This window comes from Streptococcus sp. HMSC065C01, from assembly GCF_001813525.1.
GTDB classification, from domain to species: domain Bacteria; phylum Bacillota; class Bacilli; order Lactobacillales; family Streptococcaceae; genus Streptococcus; species Streptococcus parasanguinis_V.
Genome location: NZ_KV812860.1, coordinates 18,398 through 40,129, shown reverse-complemented (window position 1 = coordinate 40,129; position 21,732 = coordinate 18,398). Strand labels below are relative to the sequence as shown.

Here is a 21,732-nt window from a genome sequence, read left to right as displayed (position 1 = left end):
AGGAGAGAGACTGATGAGTACTGCTGATTTTGTCTTTATTGAGAGTAAAGGCCCCATATTCCTAGATTTACAAGCCTTTTGTACTGCTTTGAGAGGAAAATTCCCAGGTATTTTGATCAGAGAAAGGACGAATCCTGAAAAAGCTTACTCGCTTTCTTGGGATTATCAAAGTCCTCAGCTTACTTTGGAAAGTTCACTGAGTAGCAAGAAAAATGTTTTTGTGATTGATTACTTTGATTCAACGAACAGGTTACAAGATTATGCCTCCTATATCATCTGGCTTCGGAAATGGTTTCCACCTGAAGAGAATGTTTCCTTTTGTGATGAAGGATATGAGTATATGTTTGAACTTCCTAGTGATTTATCCCAAAAGGAGTTTGAAAACTACTTACAAACAAGGTTTGATGAGTGAAGAAAAAGTTCGAAAACGAATAATGATATGGAACAGTTGAAAAGGAGAATCAGATGCTTACTAAAGATGATATGTTAGTTGCTTTGCATGATGCAATTACTGAAGACCAAGAATTTGAGTTGGCAGACGAGATTGTAGATGCCATGGAGGCTTCCCCTCAACCCTTTGATTTGGTTGCCCCCATATTAGAACTCATTGCTAACCACCCAGAAGTTGATTTTGGTTCTCCAGGTGAATTGGTACACTTTGTGGAGAAGTTTTATCATCAAGGCTATGAGGATTTATTGTTGGAGTCAGTTCTAAAAAGTCCAACTGTGCATAACATCTGGATGCTTCATCGATGCTATAATGACAATGATCCAAATCTAGTCCGGCAGATTCAGACTTTGGTTGGAGAACTGAAGAAGGATAAGACTCTTGATTCACAAGTAAGAAGCATGATTGAAGACTTAACTTGGTAGAGGTAGGTGATGCAGCATCACCTTTTTATCTTTTCTTAGGGATAAAAATTTTCGATATAAATTAACACTTGTTTTCCTTAGACATTTGCACTATAATAGGGTGTTATTAGGGCTTTCTTTCCTTATGTTGAAAAAAAGGCAGATTTTAGGAGATAGATATGGCAATGATAGAAGTGCAACATCTTCGGAAAAATTTTGTGAAGACAGTTAAGGAGCCGGGGTTAAAGGGAGCCTTGCGCTCCTTTATTCATCCTGAAAAGCAGACCTTTGAAGCGGTCAAGGATTTAACTTTTGAAGTTCCAAAAGGGCAGATTTTAGGATTTATCGGGGCAAATGGTGCTGGGAAGTCAACCACCATCAAAATGCTGACAGGAATTTTGAAGCCCACATCTGGCTTTTGTCGGATTAACGGCAAGATTCCCCAGGATAATCGCCAAGATTATGTCAAGGATATTGGAGTCGTTTTCGGACAACGCACCCAGCTATGGTGGGATTTGGCTTTGCAAGAGACCTACACGGTTTTGAAAGAGATCTATGATGTACCGGACTCGCTTTTCCATAAGCGCATGGACTTTTTGAATGAAGTTTTGGATTTGAAGGAATTTATCAAGGATCCTGTGCGGACTCTTTCACTAGGTCAACGGATGCGGGCGGATATTGCGGCTTCCTTGCTTCACAATCCCAAAGTTCTCTTTTTAGATGAACCGACTATTGGTTTGGATGTGTCGGTCAAGGACAACATTCGTCGGGCCATTACCCAGATTAATCAGGAGGAAGAGACAACTATTCTCTTGACTACTCATGATTTGAGTGATATTGAGCAACTCTGTGATCGGATTTTTATGATTGATAAGGGGCAAGAGATTTTTGATGGAACGGTTAGCCAGCTCAAGGAGACCTTTGGCAAGATGAAGACTCTCTCCTTTGACCTGACGCCAGGTCAAAATCATCTAGTCTCTCATTATGAGGGCTTGCCTGATATGTCCATTGATAGACAAGGAAATACTCTCAATATTGAATTCGATAGTTCCCGCTACCAGTCGGCCGATATTATCAAGCAAACCTTATCTGATTTTGAGGTCCGTGATTTGAAGATGGTAGATACGGATATTGAAGATATTATCCGTCGCTTCTATCGAAAGGAGCTCTAAGATGGTCAAATTGTGGAGACGTTATAAACCCTTTATCAATGCAGGGATTCAGGAGTTGATTAGCTATCGAGTCAACTTTATTCTTTATCGGATTGGCGATGTCATGGGTGCTTTTGTGGCTTTTTATCTATGGAAGGCTGTCTTTGATTCCTCCCAGGAGCCTTTGATTCAGGGCTTCAGTATGGCAGATATCACCCTCTACATCATCATGAGTTTTGTGACTAATCTTCTGACTAGGTCGGATTCTTCCTTTATGATTGGTGATGAGGTCAAGGATGGTTCCATTATCATGCGCTTGTTGCGACCAGTGCATTTTGCGGCTTCTTACCTCTTTACGGAGCTTGGTTCCAAGTGGTTGATTTTTATCTCTGTTGGACTGCCATTTTTAAGTGTCATTGTTTTGATGAAAATCTTATCTGGGCAAGGGATTGTAGAAGTGCTGGGACTAACTACCCTTTATCTTTTTAGCTTAACGCTGGCCTATCTGATTAACTTTTTCTTTAATATCTGCTTTGGATTTTCAGCCTTTGTATTTAAAAATCTTTGGGGTTCCAACCTACTTAAGACTTCCATAGTGGCCTTTATGTCTGGTAGTTTGATTCCCTTGGCTTTCTTTCCAAAGGTCATTTCAGATATTCTGTCCTTCTTACCTTTCTCATCCTTAATTTACACTCCGGTCATGATTATTGTTGGGAAATACGATGCTAGTCAGATTCTTCAAGCACTTTTGCTTCAGCTTTTCTGGCTTATAGTGATGGTGGGCTTGTCTCAGTTGATTTGGAAACGAGTCCAGTCATTTATCACCATTCAGGGAGGTTAGGATGAAAAAATATCAACGCATGCATCTGATTTTTATCAGACAGTACATCAAGCAAATCATGGAATACAAGGTAGATTTTGTGGTTGGTGTGTTGGGAGTCTTTCTGACTCAAGGCCTGAACCTCTTGTTTCTCAATGTCATCTTTCAACACATTCCCTCCCTAGAAGGTTGGACTTTTCAAGAAATTGCCTTTATCTATGGATTTTCCTTAATTCCAAAGGGACTAGATCATCTCTTTTTTGACAATCTATGGGCTTTAGGTCAACGACTAGTTCGAAAAGGGGAGTTTGACAAGTATCTGACTCGTCCTATCAATCCTCTCTTTCACATCCTCGTTGAGACCTTTCAGATTGATGCCTTGGGTGAACTTTTGGTCGGTGGAATTTTACTAGCGACAACGGCGACTAGCATTGCTTGGACTCTTCCAAAATTCCTGATTTTTCTAGTTTGTATTCCTTTTGCGACCTTGATTTATACTTCCTTGAAAATTGCTACAGCCAGCATCGCTTTTTGGACCAAGCAGTCAGGTGCCATGATTTACATTTTCTATATGTTTAATGATTTTGCCAAGTATCCTATTTCTATTTACAATTCGCTCCTTCGTTGGTTAATTAGCTTTATTGTACCTTTCGCCTTTACGGCCTACTATCCTGCCAGCTATTTCTTGCAGGACAAGGATGGACTCTTTAATATTGGTGGTTTGATTCTGATTTCCCTTGTTTTCTTTGTTATTTCCCTCAAACTTTGGGACAGGGGATTGGATGCCTACGAAAGTGCTGGTTCGTAAGAGGTAAAGTAAGACTAAAATCAAGAAAGGAACTTATGATGTTTGTAATTAAAGAAGTCAAGGGTGAAGATCAAAAAATGGCAGGTGTCGCTGAGATTTTAAGGGATTTGCCAGAATGGTTTGGAATACCAGAAAGCACGCAAGCCTACATTGAAGGAGCTAAGGATTTACGAGTTTGGGCTGCTTATCAAGAAAGTGATGTAGTAGGGTTTATAAGTTTATCATATTCGAGTGAAGATTGTGCTGAAATTGACTGTCTAGGCGTGAAAAAATCATTCCAAGGTCAAGGAATTGGAAGGAAATTAATTACGACTATAGAAAGAGAAGCAGTCAAACAAGTGGACTACCTACAGGTCAAAACAGTCGCAGAAGGTTCAAATAAAGATTATGACCGAACAAATGTCTTTTATCGCAGTCTTGGTTTTAAAAAATTAGAAATTTTTCCGCAACTATGGGATCCGCAGAATCCATGTCAGATTCTGATAAAAAAGATCAACTAAAAGTGCTTGACATCCGCTATCAGAGTGCTATACTAAGAAGGTAATCGCCGATTTAGCTCAGTTGGTAGAGCAACGCACTCGTAACGCGTAGGTCACAGGTTCGATCCCTGCAATCGGCATAGAAAAAATCTGCTTTGAAGGAGCGAGACGACGAATGATGGTTATCACATATTCGTTCGGTCTCGCTCCTTTTTTTGACCGCATAGGCGCCGTTTTTGACCACTTAGTCAAAAGTCCTTGTTGCTTTAGGGGCTCTCTGCTATCATAGAATCATCAAAGGAAGAAGTACTTCCGAATATTGAAAATGAGGTATATGATGATGAAAAAACTACTTGGACTGGGATTTATTTTGGCTGCTTTTGTGATTGTCACAATGGGAATGGTTGGTTTTCCAAAGCTCGATGTGAACATCTGGCCCCTATTTCCTGTTCTCTTATTTGCATTCTTTACACTTGAAAATCTCTTGAAAAAAGATTACAAGGCAAGTGTTATCTGCGCCTTGATCGCATTTATGATCGCAAATGCGATTTACGATGTCCTGCCGGTTTCAAATGGTCTGGTCATCACAGCAGGTGTGCTAGCTTGCCTGGGTCTTAGTTTTCTTTTACCGGACAAGGAAAGCAATAAATAAAGGAGGGCTGGTCACTTGATCAGCTTTTTTACTTCTCCAAAACTACCTCTTGATGGGGAAAACGTGCCACTTACTGAAAAGCTCTTGTTTTGTTTTCAACAGCTGTTATAATGGTACTATCAAAACGTTGGGAAAGGAGTTTTATGAAAGTTAGAATCGAATTGGATCCATCAATGGATGAGCCTGAGATCTTGATTCGAGCTCCGCGCTTGACCCCGGAGTTGACCCAGCTGCAAGAGAGAATCCTCGAACAAAAGGTTGCTCCTTTGGCCTTTTACAAGGATCGAAGTGAGTATTTTCTGGATGTGGCATCGATCCTCTTTTTTGAGACGGACGGGGAGAAGATTTTTGGGCACACCAAGGACGAAGCCTATGAGGTCAAGCAGAAGCTCTATGAGTTGGAGGAGCTGCTTCCCATCGCCTTTTGTCGGATATCCAAATCCACCATTGTCAACGCCAAGCAGATCTATTCTCTGGAAAAGTCTTTTTCAGGAACCAGCACGGTCAATTTCTATCAGACCCATAAGCAGGTTCACGTATCCAGACGCTACTATCAACTCTTAAAAGAACGACTAAATGAAATGAGGTAATATCATGAGAAAAAAATTAATCGGAGTATTCTTAATCCTTTTAGCAGCCTTAATCCTTTTACAGGGCTATTTTGTAAAATGGGACATCAGCATCTGGACCTTAGCTTGGGTTACCTTGCTTGCCGTCCTGTCCCTCTCTAGTTTCTTAAAACGCCATTTTGGTTGGGGCTTCATCTATGGACTTTTAGCCCTCTTTTGTCTCAATGGGCAATACCATTTCCTCCCAATTTCAAATTCAGTTGTCATCCTTTCCTCAATTCTCGCTGTGATTGGGCTCAACATTTTGTTTAAACCCTCTAAGAAAACAAAAGCCCGCCTAGCTTCCTATTCTGCTGGGTCCATGAGTAAGTCGGATGGCAATGACATTGATGTCACTTTTTCAACAGTGACAAAATATCTCAATGACCAACACTTTACCCGCGGAAGTGCAGATGTGAGTATGGGCGAAGCATCGGTGTATTTTGACAATTGCCGCATCGAGGGTCCATCTGCTCAGTTTGTTGTCGATGTTTCCCTTGGAAGTTTGAGTCTCTATGTACCAAGTGATTGGCGTGTCCATGTAAATGTGGATAATTCCCTCTCAGCGATCCAACATCAGGAAAATCCAAGTGCTCTGACAAGCAAGGATTTCTACATTACGGGCGATGTTTCCTTAGGAAATCTGGAAATTATCTATGTCGGAGCGAATTCGTTTTCTTAAGTCGGAAATGAAAAACTTTGGCCAAAAGCTTGCCAAGAGAGATTTTTTTTGGTAATATAGTACGGTATGTGGTGCTAGCACATCCGTTATATTAGATCTAATAGGAGGAAACACAGAAATGGCTAAAGTATGTTATTTCACAGGTCGTAAGACTGTATCAGGTAACAACCGTTCACACGCTATGAACCAAACAAAACGTGCCGTAAAACCAAACCTTCAAAAAGTAACTGTCCTTATCGATGGTAAACCTAAAAAAGTTTGGGCTTCAGCTCGTGCATTGAAATCTGGTAAAGTAGAACGCGTTTAATAAAGAATATAGAACCTCATAGAGGTTCTTTTCTTTTTCTCTAGAGACAGCTGTCACAGCGGGTGAAGAATAGTCCCTACCCTTTTACAGTTGACCTCTTTTATGGTAAAATAGAATATAAAATACTTTTGAGGTAGAAATTATGACAGTAAAAATCAATACAAAGGACGGTCAAATTGAATTGACTGATGAGGTTATCGCAACTGTTGTAGGCGGTGCCGCTACTGAGATCTTCGGTGTGGTTGGAATGGCTAGCAAAAATGCGATCAAAGATAATTTCCAAGCCCTCCTAGGGAAAGAAAACTTCTCTAAAGGTGTTGTTGTCAAAACAACGGAAGCAGGAACTATCGCAGTTGATGTTTACACTGTTTTGAGCTATGGAACAAAGATTAGCGAAGTCTCAAAAAATATTCAAGAACGTGTGAAATTTAGTTTGGAAAATCAACTTGGAATCACTACGGATACTGTGAATGTCTATATTCAAAATATCAAGATTGTGGGAGAATAATCGTGGCTAATATTACTACAAGTTTATTTCAAGAAATGGTTCAAGCGGGGGCTACGCGCTTAAATAAACAAGCGGAATATGTAAACTCTTTGAACGTTTTTCCTGTACCAGACGGGGACACAGGAACCAATATGGGAATGACCATCGAAAATGGGGCCAAAGAAGTATCTGACCGTTCTGCATCAACTGTTGGAGAAGCGGCAGGGATCTTCGCTAAAGGTCTCTTGATGGGTGCGCGTGGGAACTCAGGAGTTATCACTTCTCAATTGTTCCGCGGATTTTCTCAAAGTGTCAAAGACAAAGAAGAATTGGATGGAGCAGCGCTTGCAGCAGCCTTCCAATCTGGGGTAGAAGTTGCTTATAAAGCCGTTATGAAGCCGGTTGAAGGAACCATTTTGACGGTTTCTCGTGGGGCAGCCATTGGGGCCAAGAAAAAAGCAGAATCTACTAATGATGCAGTAGAAGTCATGCGTGCAGCTCTTGAAGGAGCTAAAACAGCTCTTGCGAAGACTCCAGATATGTTGCCAGTCTTGAAAGAAGTTGGCGTGGTAGACTCTGGTGGTCAAGGTTTGGTCTTCATCTATGAAGGATTCTTGTCAGCTTTGACAGGTGAATTCATCGCTTCTGAAGAGTTCCAAGCAACACCTGCAACCATGTCAGAAATGATTAATGCAGAACACCACAAGTCAGTTGCTGGCCATGTGGCTACTGAAGACATCAAGTTTGGTTACTGTACAGAAATCATGGTCGCTTTGAAACAAGGTCCAACCTATGTCAAAGACTTCGATTACGATGAATTCCGTAACTATTTGAACAACCTTGGGGATTCCCTATTGGTGGTGAATGACGATGAGATTGTCAAAGTTCACGTCCATACAGAAGATCCAGGTCTTGTCATGCAAGAAGGTCTTAAGTACGGAAGCTTGGTCAAGGTGAAAGTCGACAACATGCGCAACCAACACGAAGCGCAAGTTGAAAAAGAAGAACGTCAAGCCAAACCAGTTGAAGAAAAAGAATATGCCATCATCGCAGTAGTTGCTGGTGACGGATTGGCTGATATCTTTAAAGCGCAAGGAGTTGATTACATCATCTCTGGTGGTCAAACCATGAACCCATCAACAGAAGACTTTGTCAAAGCGGTTGAAGAGTTGAATGCGCGCAACATCATTATCTTGCCAAACAACAAAAATATCTTGATGGCGGCTCAATCTGCAGCAGAAGTGATTGATCAACCTGCAGCAGTTGTTGAGACCAAGACTATCCCTCAAGGATTGACTAGTCTTCTTGCCTTTGATGAAAGCAAATCGATCGAAGAAAACTACGAACGCATGAGCGCTTCATTGGGTGATGTTGCGTCTGGTAGTGTGACAACAGCGGTTCGCGATACCACTATTGATGGGCTTGAAATCCATGAAAATGATAATCTTGGAATGGTCGATGGCAAAATCGTTGTTTCAAATCCAGATATGATGGAAACCTTGGAAGAAACATTCGCTCATATGTTGGACGAAGACAGTGAAATTGTGACCATCTATGTCGGTGAAGACGGCAGTGAAGAGTTGGCAAATGAATTGGCCCAAGCTCTTGCTGAGAAGTATGAGGATGTAGAAGTGGAAATCCACCAAGGTGGCCAACCAGTCTACCCATACTTGTTTAGTGTAGAATAATTGAACAGAAGGTTCCTTTCGGAACCTTTTTTTGTATATAGATAAACGAGGAGATTCCTATGAAATCGGCGTGATTCAGAGGGATTGAGACTGAAGTGAACCGTCCACTGAGGCTTTATTCGTGAGAAAAAGGAGTTTCTGCAAAAAGTCTCATATTCATCAGATTTTTATTCAAATTGAAGAGCTTGAAAAGAGGAGGAAATGGTTTGAGAAGTGGAGTTTTTAGACAAGAAAGACGCGATATGTTATACTGGTATCAGTATGTGAAAGGAGAGTTATAAAAATGAAGAAATTTTTTGTAACCCTTGGGCTAGCCATTTTGGTATTGACTGGTTGTTCGCAATCACAAACAAAGAAAACTACAACCGCTAGCTCATCTAGCAGTTCCTCTGTTAAAAAAGAAGTAAAAAATGAAGAAAAAACCACAACCTTAGTAGGAGATATCAATGGAACAAAACACCGGGATATCATCAAGTCTAAGGGAGATAAGGTTGAAAACCTTCGTATCGAAGTGACAGCTGATCTGCCCCAACAACTTAGAACTATCGCAGCAGAGAAGTCACCTGAAGAACTTACAGCAGCCATTCAAGCTTTGCTGGAGCAAAATGAAGACTATAAGAAGCTAAAAACCGTTCCCGGTTTTAGTTTGGAATACACAGTCACACCAGAAAAAAAATTGCTCTCAACAAGTGTGATTGACATCAACCTAATTGACGCCAAGTCTCTAGAAGAAATTTCTTACTTCAAAGATGCTGGTCTCAATGATTTGAAAAACATGAAGGCAGATGCCTTGGTCAAGGCCTTGAAACTGCATGGCATGAAAGAAGAAGGTCAGTAAGAAGAATAGAAAAAGTCGAGTGAAGTCACTTGGCTTTTTTTAGTGACTTTTGTCATGTGAGCGAGTGACAAAATCATCTAGTGGGCAGTTATTCCTTTCGCTATAATATAGTCAGAAAGTAAGAGGTAAGGAAAAATGAAACAATGGATTTATAAAGTATTTACGTTAACAGTGGTTGGAATGGTCGTCTATTTGATCTTTTCAAAGGATGATAGTCTCTATTACCATTTTCCTTGGGAATTATTTGCTGGAATTGGTATCATGAGTTGGGCCGTTCAAGAAGGTCTAAAAATGGTCAAGGCTGTTAAAAAGGAGATGGAGCAATGAAAAAGAAACTTGAAATTGGATTGGTAGCTGTTTTGTGTTTGCTCCTTTGGGCGACTGAGATGATGACGGGCTGGTTTTCTGCCCATTTTCCTAGCTGGTTTTTCCAAACGGTTTGGGGAGTGACCTTGGTCGTCTATGTCATCATTCCAGCTGGCCAAATCTGGTTGAAAGGAGAGTCTCATGAGTGTCATTAGAGTAGAGAACTTGAACAAAAGTATCAAAGGAAAGGTGATCCTAGAAGATCTTTCTTTCACAGTTGAGAGAGGGGATTGCTTGGCTTTGATTGGGCCAAACGGAGCTGGGAAAACAACATTGATGGATTGCCTCCTAGGGGATAGGAAGGTGACTTCTGGAATCATTAAAATAGAAGGAAAAGCTCCTGGTCATCCTCAGTTAAAGGATAGTGTCTCTTATCTCCCTCAAGAGAATGCCATCGTTCAAAAGCTAACCGTGCAGGAACTGATCAGTTTCTTTCGCTCCATTTATCCCAACCCTTTAACGGTCAATGACATCGATGATTTATTGCGTTTTACTCCAGAACAAAAGAAGCAATTAGCCAGTAAGCTGTCTGGTGGGCAAAAGCGTCTCTTATCCTTTGTGTTGACCTTGATTGGTCGTCCCAGTCTCCTATTTTTGGATGAGCCAACGGCTGCCATGGATACGTCCACTCGCCAACGCTTTTGGGAGATCGTCGGGCATTTAAAGGACCAAGGTGTGACTATTGTCTATTCTTCCCATTACATCGAGGAAGTAGAGCATACAGCTGATCGGATTTTGGTCTTGCACCAGGGCCATTTGCTTCGGGATACGACGCCTCTAGCCATGCGAAGCGAAGAGGTAGAAAAACATTTCACCCTTCCTTTGCGTTACAAAGCTCTAGTGGCCGAGATGGAAGGGATTGGTCAAGTGACGGTCAAACCCGATGCCCTTCAGGTTGTGACAGGTGATGCCAATCGTTTGTGGAGGCGATTGCAGGAAGAAGGCTGTTCGATCCAAGAGATCGAGGTGACCAATAGAAGTTTATTGGATTCTATTTTTGAAAATACAAAGGAAGTAGGTAGAGAAGATGAAACGCATGAAAGCTCTCGGCGTGGTTGAGTGGCATTTGACTAGACGCCAAGCCATTTATTACTTGTTATCAATTGGGATGCCAACGGCCTTTTATCTCTTCTTTTCAGGGATGTACCAGGAAACACCAGGAGCACCTGCTCACTTTATGAGGGATTATCTCCTTTCTATGACGGCATTTTCTATGATGTCTACGGCTATCTTTTCTTTTCCAACAGTTCTTGAAACTGATCGACTCAACAATTGGCAAAAAGTCTTGCGCCATACCCCGGTATCTATGGTAGAATATTATCTAATAAAGGTTGCGGGTCTCTTTGTAGACTTTCTCCTATCGATTGGAGTTGTCTTTACTGTGGGCCATGTGGTGCGCCATGTGAATATGTCCCTACAGGATTGGGTCTTAGCGGCCTTCCTTCTCATCCTAGGAAGTCTAGCTTTTGTAGCTATCGGTCTGGTCTTGACCTTGCTTCCTTCCAGTCAATTGATGTCGGTTGCAGGCAATCTCCTCTATATGGGACTGGCTGTTATGGGTGGCCTATGGATGCCTATTAGTGTCTTTCCAGAATGGATGCAAGCCATCGGCAAATGCTTACCAACCTATCAATTGATGGAACTGATTAAGACCTTTTTAAACAAGGGACAGGTTAATGTCTTTGCGAGTGTCTATTTAACCTTGTTTACCCTGGTCTTGTTTGCCCTTGTTATCATCTATCGTCGTCATTCTGAGGTTCGTTCATGATTGAAAAACTCAAGCGTATCCATTATATGTTTTACGCTAGCCTAGTCTTTATGGGCTTTCCCTTTATCTCTATTTTATTAGGGGAGGTCCCCTACTGGCACTTCTTTTTAGCCCTCTTGTTTATTGCTTCCTATCTAGGAGTCTTGATTACTGAAAACAAAAAGCTGACCTGGATTTGTTGGCTATACCTCCTAGCCTATGTAGCAGGAAATACTCTTTTTATTAACGCCAACTATTTTTGGTTTTATTTCTTCATCAGCAACCTATTGGTCTATCACTTTGAGATTCGCAATTTTCGCTCTCCCTATCTTTGGACAGTTTTTCTATCGCAATTCCTGCTTTTTGGGGCCATCTTTTTCAAACAGAGTGCGATGGAGTATGAATGGGTATTTTTAATCATTATTTTCTTTTTTACCCATGCCATGACCTACGGCATGATTCGGATTCGGATGGTGGAAGAGTTGAAAGCTGACCATGCCAAGCAAAATGCCCAGATCAATCTCTTGTTGGCAGAAAACGAGCGCCATCGGATTGGCCGCGATCTGCATGACAGTCTAGGACACACCTTTGCCATGCTCAGTGTCAAGGCGGACCTAGCTGATCAATTCTTAGCATTGGGTCAGGTTGAGAAGGCGCAGGAGCAGGTGCAAGAGATTCAAGCTATCAGTCAAGAGTCCATGCACCAAGTCCGAGAGATTATCGATAACTTGAAGCAGCGAACCCTGGCAAGAGAGCTAGAAACCGTCAAGCAAATGCTGGAAGTGGCTCAAATCAAAGTGGAGATTCAAAACGAGCTTGATACTGCTAGCATCTCGCCGATCCTAGAATCTGCTCTGGCTATGGTATCTCTGGAATTAGCTACCAATATGATCAAACATGCCAAAGCGACGCAAGCTCTTCTCTCTTATCGCTCCACCGAGACAGGTGTGGAAATGGTCGCAGAAGATAATGGCATCGGCTTTGCCACAGTCTCCGATAAAGACCTGCACTCGATTCGCGAACGGATTGCCTTGTTGGGAGGAGAGCTGGAGATCAGTCATCAACACAAGCCGACCCGGATAGAAATACGGATCCCTTATCAAGAAAGGAAATAAGATGCGCTTATTAGTTGCTGAAGACCAAAGTATGTTACGCGATGCGCTCTGCCAGCTCTTGCTCCTACAAGAGGATGTGGAAGATGTCTTGCAGGCTGGCGATGGGCAAGAGGCCATTCGTTTACTCGAAACACATCCAGCCGATATTGCGATTTTAGATATCGAAATGCCCATCAAAACAGGGTTAGAAGTGTTGGAATGGGCTAAAAGTCAACAACCCCAGCTCAAGGTCGTCATCGTTACCACCTTTAAGCGACCGGGCTATTTTGAGCGGGCCCTCAAGGCTGGAGTCGATGCCTATGTCTTAAAAGAACGCCGCATTACGGATTTGATGGCCACTCTTCATGCAGTTTTAGCAGGGCAAAAAGAATATTCGCCTGAATTAATGGAAGGGATCTTGACCCATCCCAATCCTCTGAGCCCTCAAGAAAAGGCAGTTTTAAAAGAAGTCGCAAAAGGGGCTTCTAACCAAGAAATTGCTGATCGCTTATTCCTCTCAAACGGGACCATCCGCAATTATATGTCAGCCATTCTGACCAAGTTGGATGCGGAAAACCGGACCGAGGCAGCAAAGATCGCTCAAGAAAAGGGTTGGTTATAAGGAAGAAAAAGTTTCTAGGATTTCCTAGAGACTTTTTTTCTGATAGACCTAGCATTTTTAGAAAAACTCTCATTCTTCGGATTTGGATAGAAAATTCAGAAAATTTACTATTTTTCCTTGAAATATTTTCTAAAAATGGTATGATAGTAGCATGCTAATTTGATATACAAAGTACTGGAAAGGAGAGACATGGAGAAAATTACCTTAGAAACTGCAAAAACCGGTTCAGAGCTCGTTCTTGAAACCCTGCGTGATTTGGGTATTGACACGATTTTTGGTTATCCTGGTGGAGCGGTTTTGCCTTTATACGATGCCATCTATAGCTTTGAGGGTATCCAGCATATCTTGGGTCGTCATGAACAAGGATGCTTGCATGAGGCTGAAGGCTACGCTAAATCAACTGGAAAGCTGGGTGTCGCAGTCGTCACTAGTGGACCGGGGGCTACAAATGCCATTACAGGGATTGCAGATGCCATGAGCGATAGCGTTCCCTTATTAGTCTTCACTGGTCAAGTCAATCGTGCTGGGATCGGGAAAGACGCCTTCCAAGAAGCAGATATTGTGGGAATTACCATGCCCATCACCAAGTACAACTATCAAGTACGTGAGACGGCAGATATTCCGCGAATTATCACCGAAGCTGTCCATATTGCGACGACTGGACGCCCTGGCCCTGTGGTAATTGACCTTCCAAAGGATGTGTCTGCTTTAGAGACAGATTTTATCTATGAACCAAGTGTGAAGCTTCCAAGCTACCAGCCTACCATTGAACCCAATGAATTGCAGATCAAAAAGATTTTGAAGCAATTGAGTAAGGCTAAAAAACCAGTTCTTCTTGCTGGTGGTGGAGTGAGTTACGCTGGAGCCGCAAAAGAGTTGATTGCTCTAGCAGAGCGCTATCAGATTCCAGTAGTGACCAGTCTGTTAGGTCAAGGAACGATTGCAACCAGTCATCCTCTTTTCCTAGGGATGGGAGGAATGCATGGATCCTTCGCGGCCAATATCGCTATGACAGAGACGGATTTCATGATCAGTGTTGGTTGTCGATTTGACGACCGTTTGACAGGGAATCCAAAGACTTTCGCTAAAAATGCTAAGGTTGCCCATATCGACATTGATCCTGCAGAGATTGGGAAGATCATTGCTATCGACATTCCTGTGGTTGGCGATGCAAAGAAAGCCTTGCAACAGTTGCTAGCAGAGCCAACGGTTCATAACAACACTGAAAAGTGGATCGAAAAGGTGACCCAAGATAAGAACCGGGTTCGTTCTTACGATAAGAAGGAACGGGTTGTGCAACCACAAGCTGTGATTGAACGCATTGGAGAGTTGACCAAGGGGGACGCTATTGTCGTCACAGACGTTGGACAACACCAAATGTGGGCAGCTCAATACTATCCTTACCAAAATGAGCGCCAATTGGTAACATCTGGTGGTCTAGGAACGATGGGATTTGGTGTTCCTGCAGCTATCGGAGCGAAAATTGCCAATCCAGATAAAGAAGTTGTTCTCTTTGTCGGAGATGGTGGTTTCCAAATGACCAACCAAGAATTGGCGATCTTAAATATTTATAAGGTTCCGATCAAGGTCGTTATGCTCAACAACCACTCGCTTGGAATGGTCCGTCAATGGCAAGAAGCCTTCTATGATGGTCGGACGTCAGAGTCAGTCTTTGATAGTCTTCCGGATTTCCAATTGATGGCGCAAGCTTACGGGATCAAGAATTATAAATTTGATAATCCTGAAACCCTAGAGAAGGATTTGGAAGTCATCACAGAAGATGTACCAATGTTCATCGAAGTAGACATTTCTCGGAAAGAGCATGTCTTACCGATGGTACCAGCTGGTAAGAGTAATCATGAGATGTTGGGGGTGAAGTTTAATGCGTAGAATGTTAACAGCCAAACTTCAAAACCGCTCAGGTGTTCTGAACCGCTTTACTGGAGTCTTGTCGAGACGTCAAGTCAATATCGAAAGTATCTCTGTTGGCGCAACTGAAAACCCTAATGTATCGCGGATTACCATTATCATTGATGTTGCTTCGCACGATGAAGTAGAGCAAATCATCAAACAGCTCAACCGCCAGATTGATGTGATTCGCATTCGTGATATCACAGATAAACCACACTTGGAGCGCGAAGTGATTCTGGTGAAAGTTTCTGCACCTGCTGAGAAGCGGGCGGAAATCTTGGCCATTATTCAACCTTTCCGTGCGACTGTGGTCGATGTAGCTCCAAGCTCTATCACCGTTCAAATGACGGGAAATGCAGAAAAGAGCGAAGCCCTCATTCGTGTTATTCGACCTTATGGGATTAAAAACATCGCCCGCACCGGTGCAACCGGATTTACTCGAGATTAATTCTCGCCTTAACATTGTTAACCCCGCCTTAAAAAGGCAAATAATAAAATAGAAAAGAGATTTTACTTATGGCAGTTCAAATGGAATACGAAAAAGACGTTAAAGTACCAGCACTTGATGGTAAAAAAATCGCCGTAATCGGTTATGGTTCACAAGGTCATGCTCACGCACAAAACTTGCGTGATTCAGGTCACGATGTCATCATCGGTGTGCGTCCTGGTAAATCATTCGATAAAGCAAAAGAAGATGGATTTGAAGCTTACCCAGTTGCAGAAGCAACTAAATTGGCTGATATCATCATGATCTTGGCACCAGACGAAATCCAAAAAGATATCTACAAAGATGAAATCGCTCCAAACTTGAGCGCTGGTAAAGCTCTTGGTTTTGCCCATGGTTTCAATATCCACTTTGGTTACATCAAAGCTCCTGAAGACGTAGATGTCTTCATGGTTGCACCAAAAGGACCAGGTCACTTGGTACGTCGTACTTACACTGAAGGATTTGGTGTACCAGCACTTTACGCTGTCTACCAAGATGCTACTGGTAACGCGAAAGACATCGCAATGGACTGGGCAAAAGGTGTTGGTTCAGCACGTGTTGGTCTCCTTTCAACAACCTTCAAAGAAGAAACAGAAGAAGATTTGTTTGGTGAACAAGCTGTTCTTATGGGTGGTTTGACAAGCTTGATCGAAGCTGGATTTGAAGTTTTGACAGAAGCTGGTTATGCACCTGAATTGGCTTACTTCGAAGTCCTTCATGAAATGAAATTGATCGTTGACTTGATCTACGAAGGTGGCTTCAAGAAAATGCGTCAATCATGTTCAAATACTGCAGAATTTGGTGATTTTGTAACTGGTCCTCGTGTTATCGGTCCAGAAGTAAAAGAAAACATGAAAGCTACCCTTGCTGATATCCAATCAGGTAAATTTGCACGTGAATTCGTTGAAGACCACGATGCTGGTTTCCCACGTTTGAAAGCCTTCCGCAAACAAGCTGAAGAACTTGAAATTGAAAAAGTTGGTGCTGAATTACGTAAAGCAATGCCGTTCGTTGGTCAAAACGACGATGACGCCTTCAAAATCTACAACTAATTGTCTGTAGAAGACTAAGCAAGTTGGGACACCCTGGCTTGCTTTTTTCATCAAAACACAGCAACAGAGGTATGAAATGATAACAGCAAAAGATGTGGCTAAGGCCCATAAAATATTAAGAGGGGTCGTTGTTAATACGCCTCTTGAATACGACCACTATTTATCTGAAAAATATGGGGCAAAGATTTATTTGAAAAAAGAAAATGCCCAACGTGTTCGTTCTTTCAAAATTCGTGGTGCTTACTTTGCGATCTCTCAATTATCAAAAGAAGAGCGGGAACGTGGGGTAGTGTGTGCTTCTGCGGGAAACCATGCGCAAGGGGTTGCTTATACTTGTAATGAAATGAAGATTCCAGCGACCATCTTCATGCCGATTACGACACCGCAACAAAAGATCGGCCAAGTCCGATTCTTTGGTGGGGATTATGTAACGATCAAGTTGGTTGGGGATACCTTTGACGCGTCAGCTAAGGCGGCCCAAGAATTTACTCTTGCAGAAAAACGGACCTTTATTGACCCGTTTGATGATCCAAACGTACAGGCTGGTCAAGGAACAGTGGCCTACGAAATCCTTGAGGAAGCCCGAAAAGAATCGATTGCTTTTGATGCAGTCCTCGTTCCTGTTGGTGGAGGAGGCCTCATTTCAGGTGTCTCAACCTATATCAAAGAAACAGAGCCTAGGATTGAGGTTATTGGGGTAGAGGCCGAAGGGGCGCGCTCCATGAAGGCTGCTTTTGAAGCAGGGGGGCCAGTCAAATTACCAGAAATTGATAAATTTGCAGATGGGATTGCCGTGCAAAAGGTGGGCCAATTGACTTATGAAGTAACCCGCCAGCATGTGGAAACTCTTGTTGGAGTCGATGAAGGTTTGATTTCAGAGACTTTGATTGATCTTTATTCTAAGCAAGGGATCGTAGCCGAACCAGCAGGAGCAGCTAGTGTGGCCTCCCTTGAAATCTTGCGCGAATACATCAAGGGTAAAACGATCTGTTGTATTATCTCAGGTGGGAATAATGATATTAACCGCATGCCTGAAATGGAAGAACGTGCCTTGATCTACGATGGAGTGAAACACTACTTTATCGTAAACTTCCCACAACGTCCAGGGGCCCTTCGCGAGTTTGTAAATGATATCTTAGGGCCAAATGATGATATCACACGTTTTGAATATATCAAGCGCGCTAGTAAGGGAACAGGCCCTGTCTTGATTGGGGTTACTTTAGCCAATAAACATGACTATGCAGGCTTGGTCAACCGTATCGAGCGTTTTGATCCGTCTTTCATTAACTTGAACGGCAATGAAACACTCTATAATATGCTCGTCTGAGTATCATACAGAAACAATCGACCATTTAAGCAATATATTTTTAAGGAATATATTGCTTTTTTATCAACACTTGTGATATGATATGCGTAAATTAAAAGGAGGAACTTTTTATGCCTGGATTTATTATCTTTGTTTTATTCTTGCTACTGGTTGCAGGATTCATTGTGATTAGCTCACTATATGTGGTCAAGCAACAATCCGTTGCCATCATTGAGCGCTTCGGACGTTATCAAAAAATTAGCGATAGTGGCATTCATATGCGAGCGCCTTTTGGTATCGATAAAATTGCAGCACGAGTTCAATTGCGCGTCTTGCAGAGTGAGATCGTGGTTGAAACAAAAACTCAGGACAACGTATTCGTTACCATGAATGTGGCGACACAATACCGAGTGAACGAAAGCAACGTAAAGGATGCCTACTACAAGTTGATGCGTCCAGAGTCACAGATTAAATCATACATTGAAGATGCTTTGCGTTCTTCTGTTCCCAAGTTGACCTTGGATGAATTATTTGAGAAAAAAGATGAAATCGCCCTTGAAGTTCAAAAACAAGTGGCAGAAGAAATGTCAACTTATGGATATATTATTGTAAAAACCTTGATCACCAAAGTTGAGCCAGATGCCGAAGTGAAACAATCCATGAACGAGATCAATGCGGCGCAAAGAAAACGCGTGGCAGCTCAGGAATTGGCAGAAGCAGACAAGATCAAGATCGTTACTGCTGCCGAAGCTGAGGCGGAAAAAGACCGCTTGCACGGGGTCGGTATTGCCGAGCAACGGAAGGCTATTGTCGATGGATTGGCAGACTCTATTAAAGAGTTAAAAGGAGCCAATGTAGACTTGACCGAAGAGCAAATCATGTCTATTCTGTTAACCAATCAGTACTTAGATACCTTGAATAATTTTGCTGATAAAGAAGGGAATAATACGATTTTCCTACCAGCAAACCCGGATGGAGTCGAAAACATTCGTACACAAATATTATCAGCCCTGAAAGCAAAGTAAACTTTTTCTCATTTTTTAAAAAAGGTTCGTATTTTCAGCAATTTTAGTTGACAAAATGTGCAAAAAAATTTATATTAGTATTGGAAATAATAATATAGGAGAAAGATCATGGCTAAATCGAACTTTGAAAAAGTAGAATCAGTTGTTGGATGGGTACGTGATAAGAAAATTACGGGGTATCGTATCAGTAAAGAAACAAATGCCCGTGAAATGTCTATCATTGCCTTGGCTCAAGGACGTGCAAAAGTAAAGAACATCTCGTTCGAAACGGCACTTGGATTGATTGATTTTTATGACAAAAATCATCAAAAATTTGAAGATTAATTTGTTGTTCCAATTGAAAACCAGAGAGTTTGCTCTCTGGTTTTTTCTATGCCTCAAAAGCAGAAGCGGTACAAAAAAACAGCTTGCTTCTATACTGGTAAGCAAACTGTTTCAAGAGATTAATGTAAGAAGCGTTGAAGGAATTCCTTGGTCCGTTCTTCTTTTGGATTGCTAAAGATTTCTTTTGGATCTCCTTGCTCAGCGATGACACCCTTGTCCATGAAGATGACCCGGCTAGAGACATCGCGGGCAAATTCCATTTCGTGGGTTACGACAATCATGGTGAGCCCTTCTTTTGCCAGGTCCTGCATGATTTTCAAGACTTCCCCAACCATTTCTGGGTCTAGGGCAGAAGTTGGTTCATCGAAGAGAATGGCATCAGGATCCATTGAGAGGGCGCGTGCGATAGCGACCCGTTGCTTTTGACCACCTGAAAGTTGTTTCGGACGGGCAGCCCAATATTGAGATCCCATACCGACTTTTTCAAGGTTTTCTTTGGCAACTTTCTCTGCAGTCTCACGATCGCGCTTGAGGACGGTTGTTTGTGCAACGATCGTATTTTCCAAGACGTTTAAATTTTCGAAGAGATTAAAGCTTTGGAAAACCATTCCTAATTTCTCGCGGTAGTGGGTAAGATCATACTCAGGATCAAGAACATTTTGCCCACGATAGAGAATCTCTCCAGCTGTGGGAGTCTCTAGAAGATTGATGGAGCGAAGGAAGGTTGATTTTCCGCTACCAGAGCTCCCGATGATGGAGATCACCTCTCCTTTTTCAACGGTGAGCGAAATATCTTTCAAGACTTCATTTTGACCGTAAGTTTTTTTTAAATGTTGGATTTCAAGAATTTTTTCTGCCATTATTTCACCTCTTTGACTTGCATTTGATTTGCACCTGTAGTATAAGTATCAGAATCTAAGCGACGTTCGATGTAGCGAAGGATTCGTGTGATAGTAAAGGTGAGAACGAAGTAAATCACAGCGATGATCGTAAAGGTTGGGAAGTATTGGTAGTTTTGAGTTGCGACCGTATTTCCTGTAAAGTACAGTTCAACTACAGAGATAACATTCAAAACAGATGTATCCTTGATGTTAATAACAAATTCATTCCCTGTTGCTGGCAAGATATTGCGAACAACCTGTGGAAGGACGACCTTGCGCATGGTTTGTCCATGGGTCATTCCTAGAGCAGTCGCTGCTTCAAACTGACCTGGATCCACTGCTAAGATCCCACCACGAACAATCTCACTCATATAAGCTCCGGTATTGATTGATACGATAAAGATGGCGGCCCAGGTACGATCCAAGGAAATGTTGAAGGCTTGGGCGGAACCGTAGAAAATGACCATGGATTGAACGATCATCGGAGTTCCACGGAAGATTTCAATGTAGACATTGAGGAACCAACCAAAGGCAGTTTGGCATCCAGCAAGGAATTTATTTTTAGCCTTCGGAGCTGTCCGGAAGACACCGATTAACAAACCGATAATCAACCCAGCGATAGTTCCAGTCATAGAGATTAAGAGGGTCATTCCAGTTCCCCGTAAGAACTGTGGGCCATTATCCTTTAAAATCTTCATCATTTGGCTAAAGAATGTCTGCTTATCATCACTAGCATCACTGGAAGCTGGTTGCTTCTTAATCATATCATCCATGAGTTTAACTTGGTCTTCAGACGAAATCTTAGCTAGTGCGGCATTGACTTGGTCAATTCTAGTGTCACCCTTCTTCATCCCGATAGCGATAGTCGCATCTTCTTCCCCAACTTCAAATCCTTTTTTGAATTGAATCATCTTAAATTTAGAATTAGCGGACTCGGCGGTTAGGGCTTCGGGACGTTCAGAAACATAGGCATCAATAACACCCGATTCTAAAGCTTGACGCATCTGGGCAAAATCACCCATTGCAGTTTCTTGTTTCGCACCCTTGAGTTGGGAAATGAGAGAATAGAGGTAGACCCCTTGTTGAGAGGTGACCTTTGCATCCTTAAAGTCATCTAGACTAGTGGCGTTTGCATAGTTTCCATCTTTACGAACGAGCATAACTGGCTCACTGGTATAGTAGCTCTTGGAGAAGGCGACCTCTTTTTTACGTTCAGCGGTTGGACTCATCCCAGCGATAATCATATCGATTTTACCAGAAGTGAGGGCTGGAATTAAACCGTTCCATGATGTTTTTACGATCAGAGGTTTTTTACCTAACTCCTCAGCAACTTTTTTTGCGATTTGGACATCGTACCCATTGGCATATTGATTGGTACCGTCAATTTTAACAGCTCCATTTGCATCATCTTCTTGGGTCCAGTTGAAAGGAGCGTAGGCCGCTTCCATTCCGATTCGTAAATAGTCATCTGCATGAGCAACCTGTGTGATCCCTAGGCAAATGAAAAGCCCCGTTAAGAGCGCGAATAATGTTTTTTTCATTTTT

The 21,732-nt window shown here is 42.2% G+C and carries 27 protein-coding genes and 1 tRNA gene; 26 read left to right on the top strand and 2 right to left on the bottom strand.

Annotated features, from left to right (window positions below; all coding sequences use genetic code 11):
• Positions 1-13 precede the first annotated feature (13 nt).
• The 26 genes from HMPREF2918_RS10410 (at position 14) to HMPREF2918_RS10285 (ending at position 19,306) form a co-directional block, all read left to right on the top strand.
• Positions 14-412 (top strand): hypothetical protein, encoded by a 399-nt coding sequence (locus tag HMPREF2918_RS10410; RefSeq protein WP_031576529.1) that lies wholly within the window; start codon positions 14-16, stop codon positions 410-412.
• A 53-nt stretch (positions 413-465) separates the two neighbouring features.
• Positions 466-873 (top strand): hypothetical protein, encoded by a 408-nt coding sequence (locus HMPREF2918_RS10405; RefSeq protein WP_003017340.1) that lies wholly within the window; start codon positions 466-468, stop codon positions 871-873.
• A gap of 158 nt (positions 874-1,031) precedes the next feature.
• Complete coding sequence (locus tag HMPREF2918_RS10400; RefSeq protein ID WP_013904684.1) at positions 1,032-2,024, top strand: ABC transporter ATP-binding protein; 993 nt, start codon at positions 1,032-1,034, stop codon at positions 2,022-2,024.
• 1 nt (position 2,025) lies between these two features.
• Complete coding sequence (locus HMPREF2918_RS10395; RefSeq protein ID WP_003017344.1) at positions 2,026-2,844, top strand: ABC transporter permease; 819 nt, start codon at positions 2,026-2,028, stop codon at positions 2,842-2,844.
• A 1-nt stretch (position 2,845) separates the two neighbouring features.
• Complete coding sequence (locus HMPREF2918_RS10390; RefSeq protein WP_003017328.1) at positions 2,846-3,631, top strand: ABC transporter permease; 786 nt, start codon at positions 2,846-2,848, stop codon at positions 3,629-3,631.
• A 38-nt stretch (positions 3,632-3,669) separates the two neighbouring features.
• A complete protein-coding gene (locus HMPREF2918_RS10385; protein WP_070595613.1) occupies positions 3,670-4,131 on the top strand; it encodes a GNAT family N-acetyltransferase in 462 nt (153 codons plus the stop codon).
• 46 nt (positions 4,132-4,177) lie between these two features.
• Positions 4,178-4,250: transfer RNA gene (locus HMPREF2918_RS10380), tRNA-Thr, on the top strand.
• Between the two features lie 200 nt (positions 4,251-4,450).
• Entirely contained in the window at positions 4,451-4,762 is a 312-nt protein-coding gene (locus tag HMPREF2918_RS10375) for a LiaF transmembrane domain-containing protein (RefSeq protein ID WP_070595610.1), read from the top strand.
• Positions 4,763-4,905: 143 nt separating this feature from the next.
• Entirely contained in the window at positions 4,906-5,352 is a 447-nt protein-coding gene (locus HMPREF2918_RS10370) for a LytTR family DNA-binding domain-containing protein (protein WP_003004160.1), read from the top strand.
• Between the two features lie 4 nt (positions 5,353-5,356).
• The gene (locus tag HMPREF2918_RS10365) at positions 5,357-6,052 is read left to right on the top strand and encodes a LiaF transmembrane domain-containing protein (protein WP_070595583.1); all 696 of its coding nucleotides are present in this window, start codon (positions 5,357-5,359) and stop codon (positions 6,050-6,052) included.
• A gap of 118 nt (positions 6,053-6,170) precedes the next feature.
• Positions 6,171-6,359 (top strand): 50S ribosomal protein L28, encoded by a 189-nt coding sequence (rpmB, locus tag HMPREF2918_RS10360; RefSeq protein ID WP_001140948.1) that lies wholly within the window; start codon positions 6,171-6,173, stop codon positions 6,357-6,359.
• 142 nt (positions 6,360-6,501) lie between these two features.
• Positions 6,502-6,867 (top strand): Asp23/Gls24 family envelope stress response protein, encoded by a 366-nt coding sequence (locus HMPREF2918_RS10355; RefSeq protein ID WP_003004393.1) that lies wholly within the window; start codon positions 6,502-6,504, stop codon positions 6,865-6,867.
• Positions 6,868-6,869: 2 nt separating this feature from the next.
• Positions 6,870-8,534 carry a DAK2 domain-containing protein gene (locus tag HMPREF2918_RS10350; RefSeq protein ID WP_014712937.1) on the top strand — a complete coding sequence of 555 codons (1,665 nt, stop codon included), beginning with the start codon at positions 6,870-6,872 and terminating at the stop codon, positions 8,532-8,534.
• A 283-nt stretch (positions 8,535-8,817) separates the two neighbouring features.
• Positions 8,818-9,372 (top strand): SP0191 family lipoprotein, encoded by a 555-nt coding sequence (locus HMPREF2918_RS10345; RefSeq protein WP_031576471.1) that lies wholly within the window; start codon positions 8,818-8,820, stop codon positions 9,370-9,372.
• A gap of 135 nt (positions 9,373-9,507) precedes the next feature.
• Entirely contained in the window at positions 9,508-9,699 is a 192-nt protein-coding gene (locus HMPREF2918_RS10340) for a hypothetical protein (protein ID WP_031576469.1), read from the top strand.
• The gene (locus HMPREF2918_RS10335; protein WP_031576466.1) at positions 9,696-9,893 is read left to right on the top strand and encodes a hypothetical protein; all 198 of its coding nucleotides are present in this window, start codon (positions 9,696-9,698) and stop codon (positions 9,891-9,893) included. Before HMPREF2918_RS10340 ends, HMPREF2918_RS10335 begins: the two co-directional genes overlap by 4 nt.
• Entirely contained in the window at positions 9,880-10,797 is a 918-nt protein-coding gene (locus HMPREF2918_RS10330; RefSeq protein ID WP_031576464.1) for an ABC transporter ATP-binding protein, read from the top strand. Before HMPREF2918_RS10335 ends, HMPREF2918_RS10330 begins: the two co-directional genes overlap by 14 nt.
• Positions 10,766-11,506, top strand: a complete 741-nt coding sequence (locus HMPREF2918_RS10325) for an ABC transporter permease (protein ID WP_031576461.1) — start codon at positions 10,766-10,768, stop codon at positions 11,504-11,506. Before HMPREF2918_RS10330 ends, HMPREF2918_RS10325 begins: the two co-directional genes overlap by 32 nt.
• Positions 11,503-12,600, top strand: coding sequence for a sensor histidine kinase (locus HMPREF2918_RS10320; protein WP_070595581.1), 1,098 nt, complete (start codon positions 11,503-11,505; stop codon positions 12,598-12,600). Before HMPREF2918_RS10325 ends, HMPREF2918_RS10320 begins: the two co-directional genes overlap by 4 nt.
• Position 12,601: 1 nt before the next feature.
• Complete coding sequence (locus tag HMPREF2918_RS10315; RefSeq protein ID WP_049483533.1) at positions 12,602-13,201, top strand: response regulator transcription factor; 600 nt, start codon at positions 12,602-12,604, stop codon at positions 13,199-13,201.
• Between the two features lie 189 nt (positions 13,202-13,390).
• The gene (locus tag HMPREF2918_RS10310) at positions 13,391-15,091 is read left to right on the top strand and encodes an acetolactate synthase large subunit (protein ID WP_049483534.1); all 1,701 of its coding nucleotides are present in this window, start codon (positions 13,391-13,393) and stop codon (positions 15,089-15,091) included.
• On the top strand, positions 15,084-15,560 hold the full coding sequence (gene ilvN, locus HMPREF2918_RS10305; protein ID WP_023919316.1) for an acetolactate synthase small subunit: 477 nt from the start codon (positions 15,084-15,086) through the stop codon (positions 15,558-15,560). Before HMPREF2918_RS10310 ends, ilvN begins: the two co-directional genes overlap by 8 nt.
• 68 nt (positions 15,561-15,628) lie before the next feature.
• Positions 15,629-16,651 carry a ketol-acid reductoisomerase gene (gene ilvC / locus HMPREF2918_RS10300; protein WP_049483535.1) on the top strand — a complete coding sequence of 341 codons (1,023 nt, stop codon included), beginning with the start codon at positions 15,629-15,631 and terminating at the stop codon, positions 16,649-16,651.
• Positions 16,652-16,727: 76 nt separating this feature from the next.
• Positions 16,728-17,978: a threonine ammonia-lyase IlvA gene (gene ilvA, locus HMPREF2918_RS10295; RefSeq protein ID WP_014712946.1), complete on the top strand. Its 1,251-nt coding sequence runs from the start codon at positions 16,728-16,730 to the stop codon at positions 17,976-17,978.
• 110 nt (positions 17,979-18,088) lie between these two features.
• Positions 18,089-18,982, top strand: a complete 894-nt coding sequence (locus HMPREF2918_RS10290) for an SPFH domain-containing protein (protein ID WP_049475093.1) — start codon at positions 18,089-18,091, stop codon at positions 18,980-18,982.
• A 108-nt stretch (positions 18,983-19,090) separates the two neighbouring features.
• On the top strand, positions 19,091-19,306 hold the full coding sequence (locus tag HMPREF2918_RS10285) for a capsule biosynthesis transcriptional regulator (RefSeq protein ID WP_003004771.1): 216 nt from the start codon (positions 19,091-19,093) through the stop codon (positions 19,304-19,306).
• A gap of 119 nt (positions 19,307-19,425) precedes the next feature.
• Here HMPREF2918_RS10285 and HMPREF2918_RS10280 read toward each other — a convergent pair whose 3' ends face one another.
• A complete protein-coding gene (locus HMPREF2918_RS10280) occupies positions 19,426-20,166 on the bottom strand; it encodes an amino acid ABC transporter ATP-binding protein (RefSeq protein ID WP_070595579.1) in 741 nt (246 codons plus the stop codon).
• Positions 20,166-21,728 (bottom strand): ABC transporter substrate-binding protein/permease, encoded by a 1,563-nt coding sequence (locus HMPREF2918_RS10275; RefSeq protein WP_070590528.1) that lies wholly within the window; start codon positions 21,726-21,728, stop codon positions 20,166-20,168. The genes HMPREF2918_RS10280 and HMPREF2918_RS10275 overlap by 1 nt, the downstream gene beginning before the upstream one ends.
• Positions 21,729-21,732 lie beyond the last annotated feature (4 nt).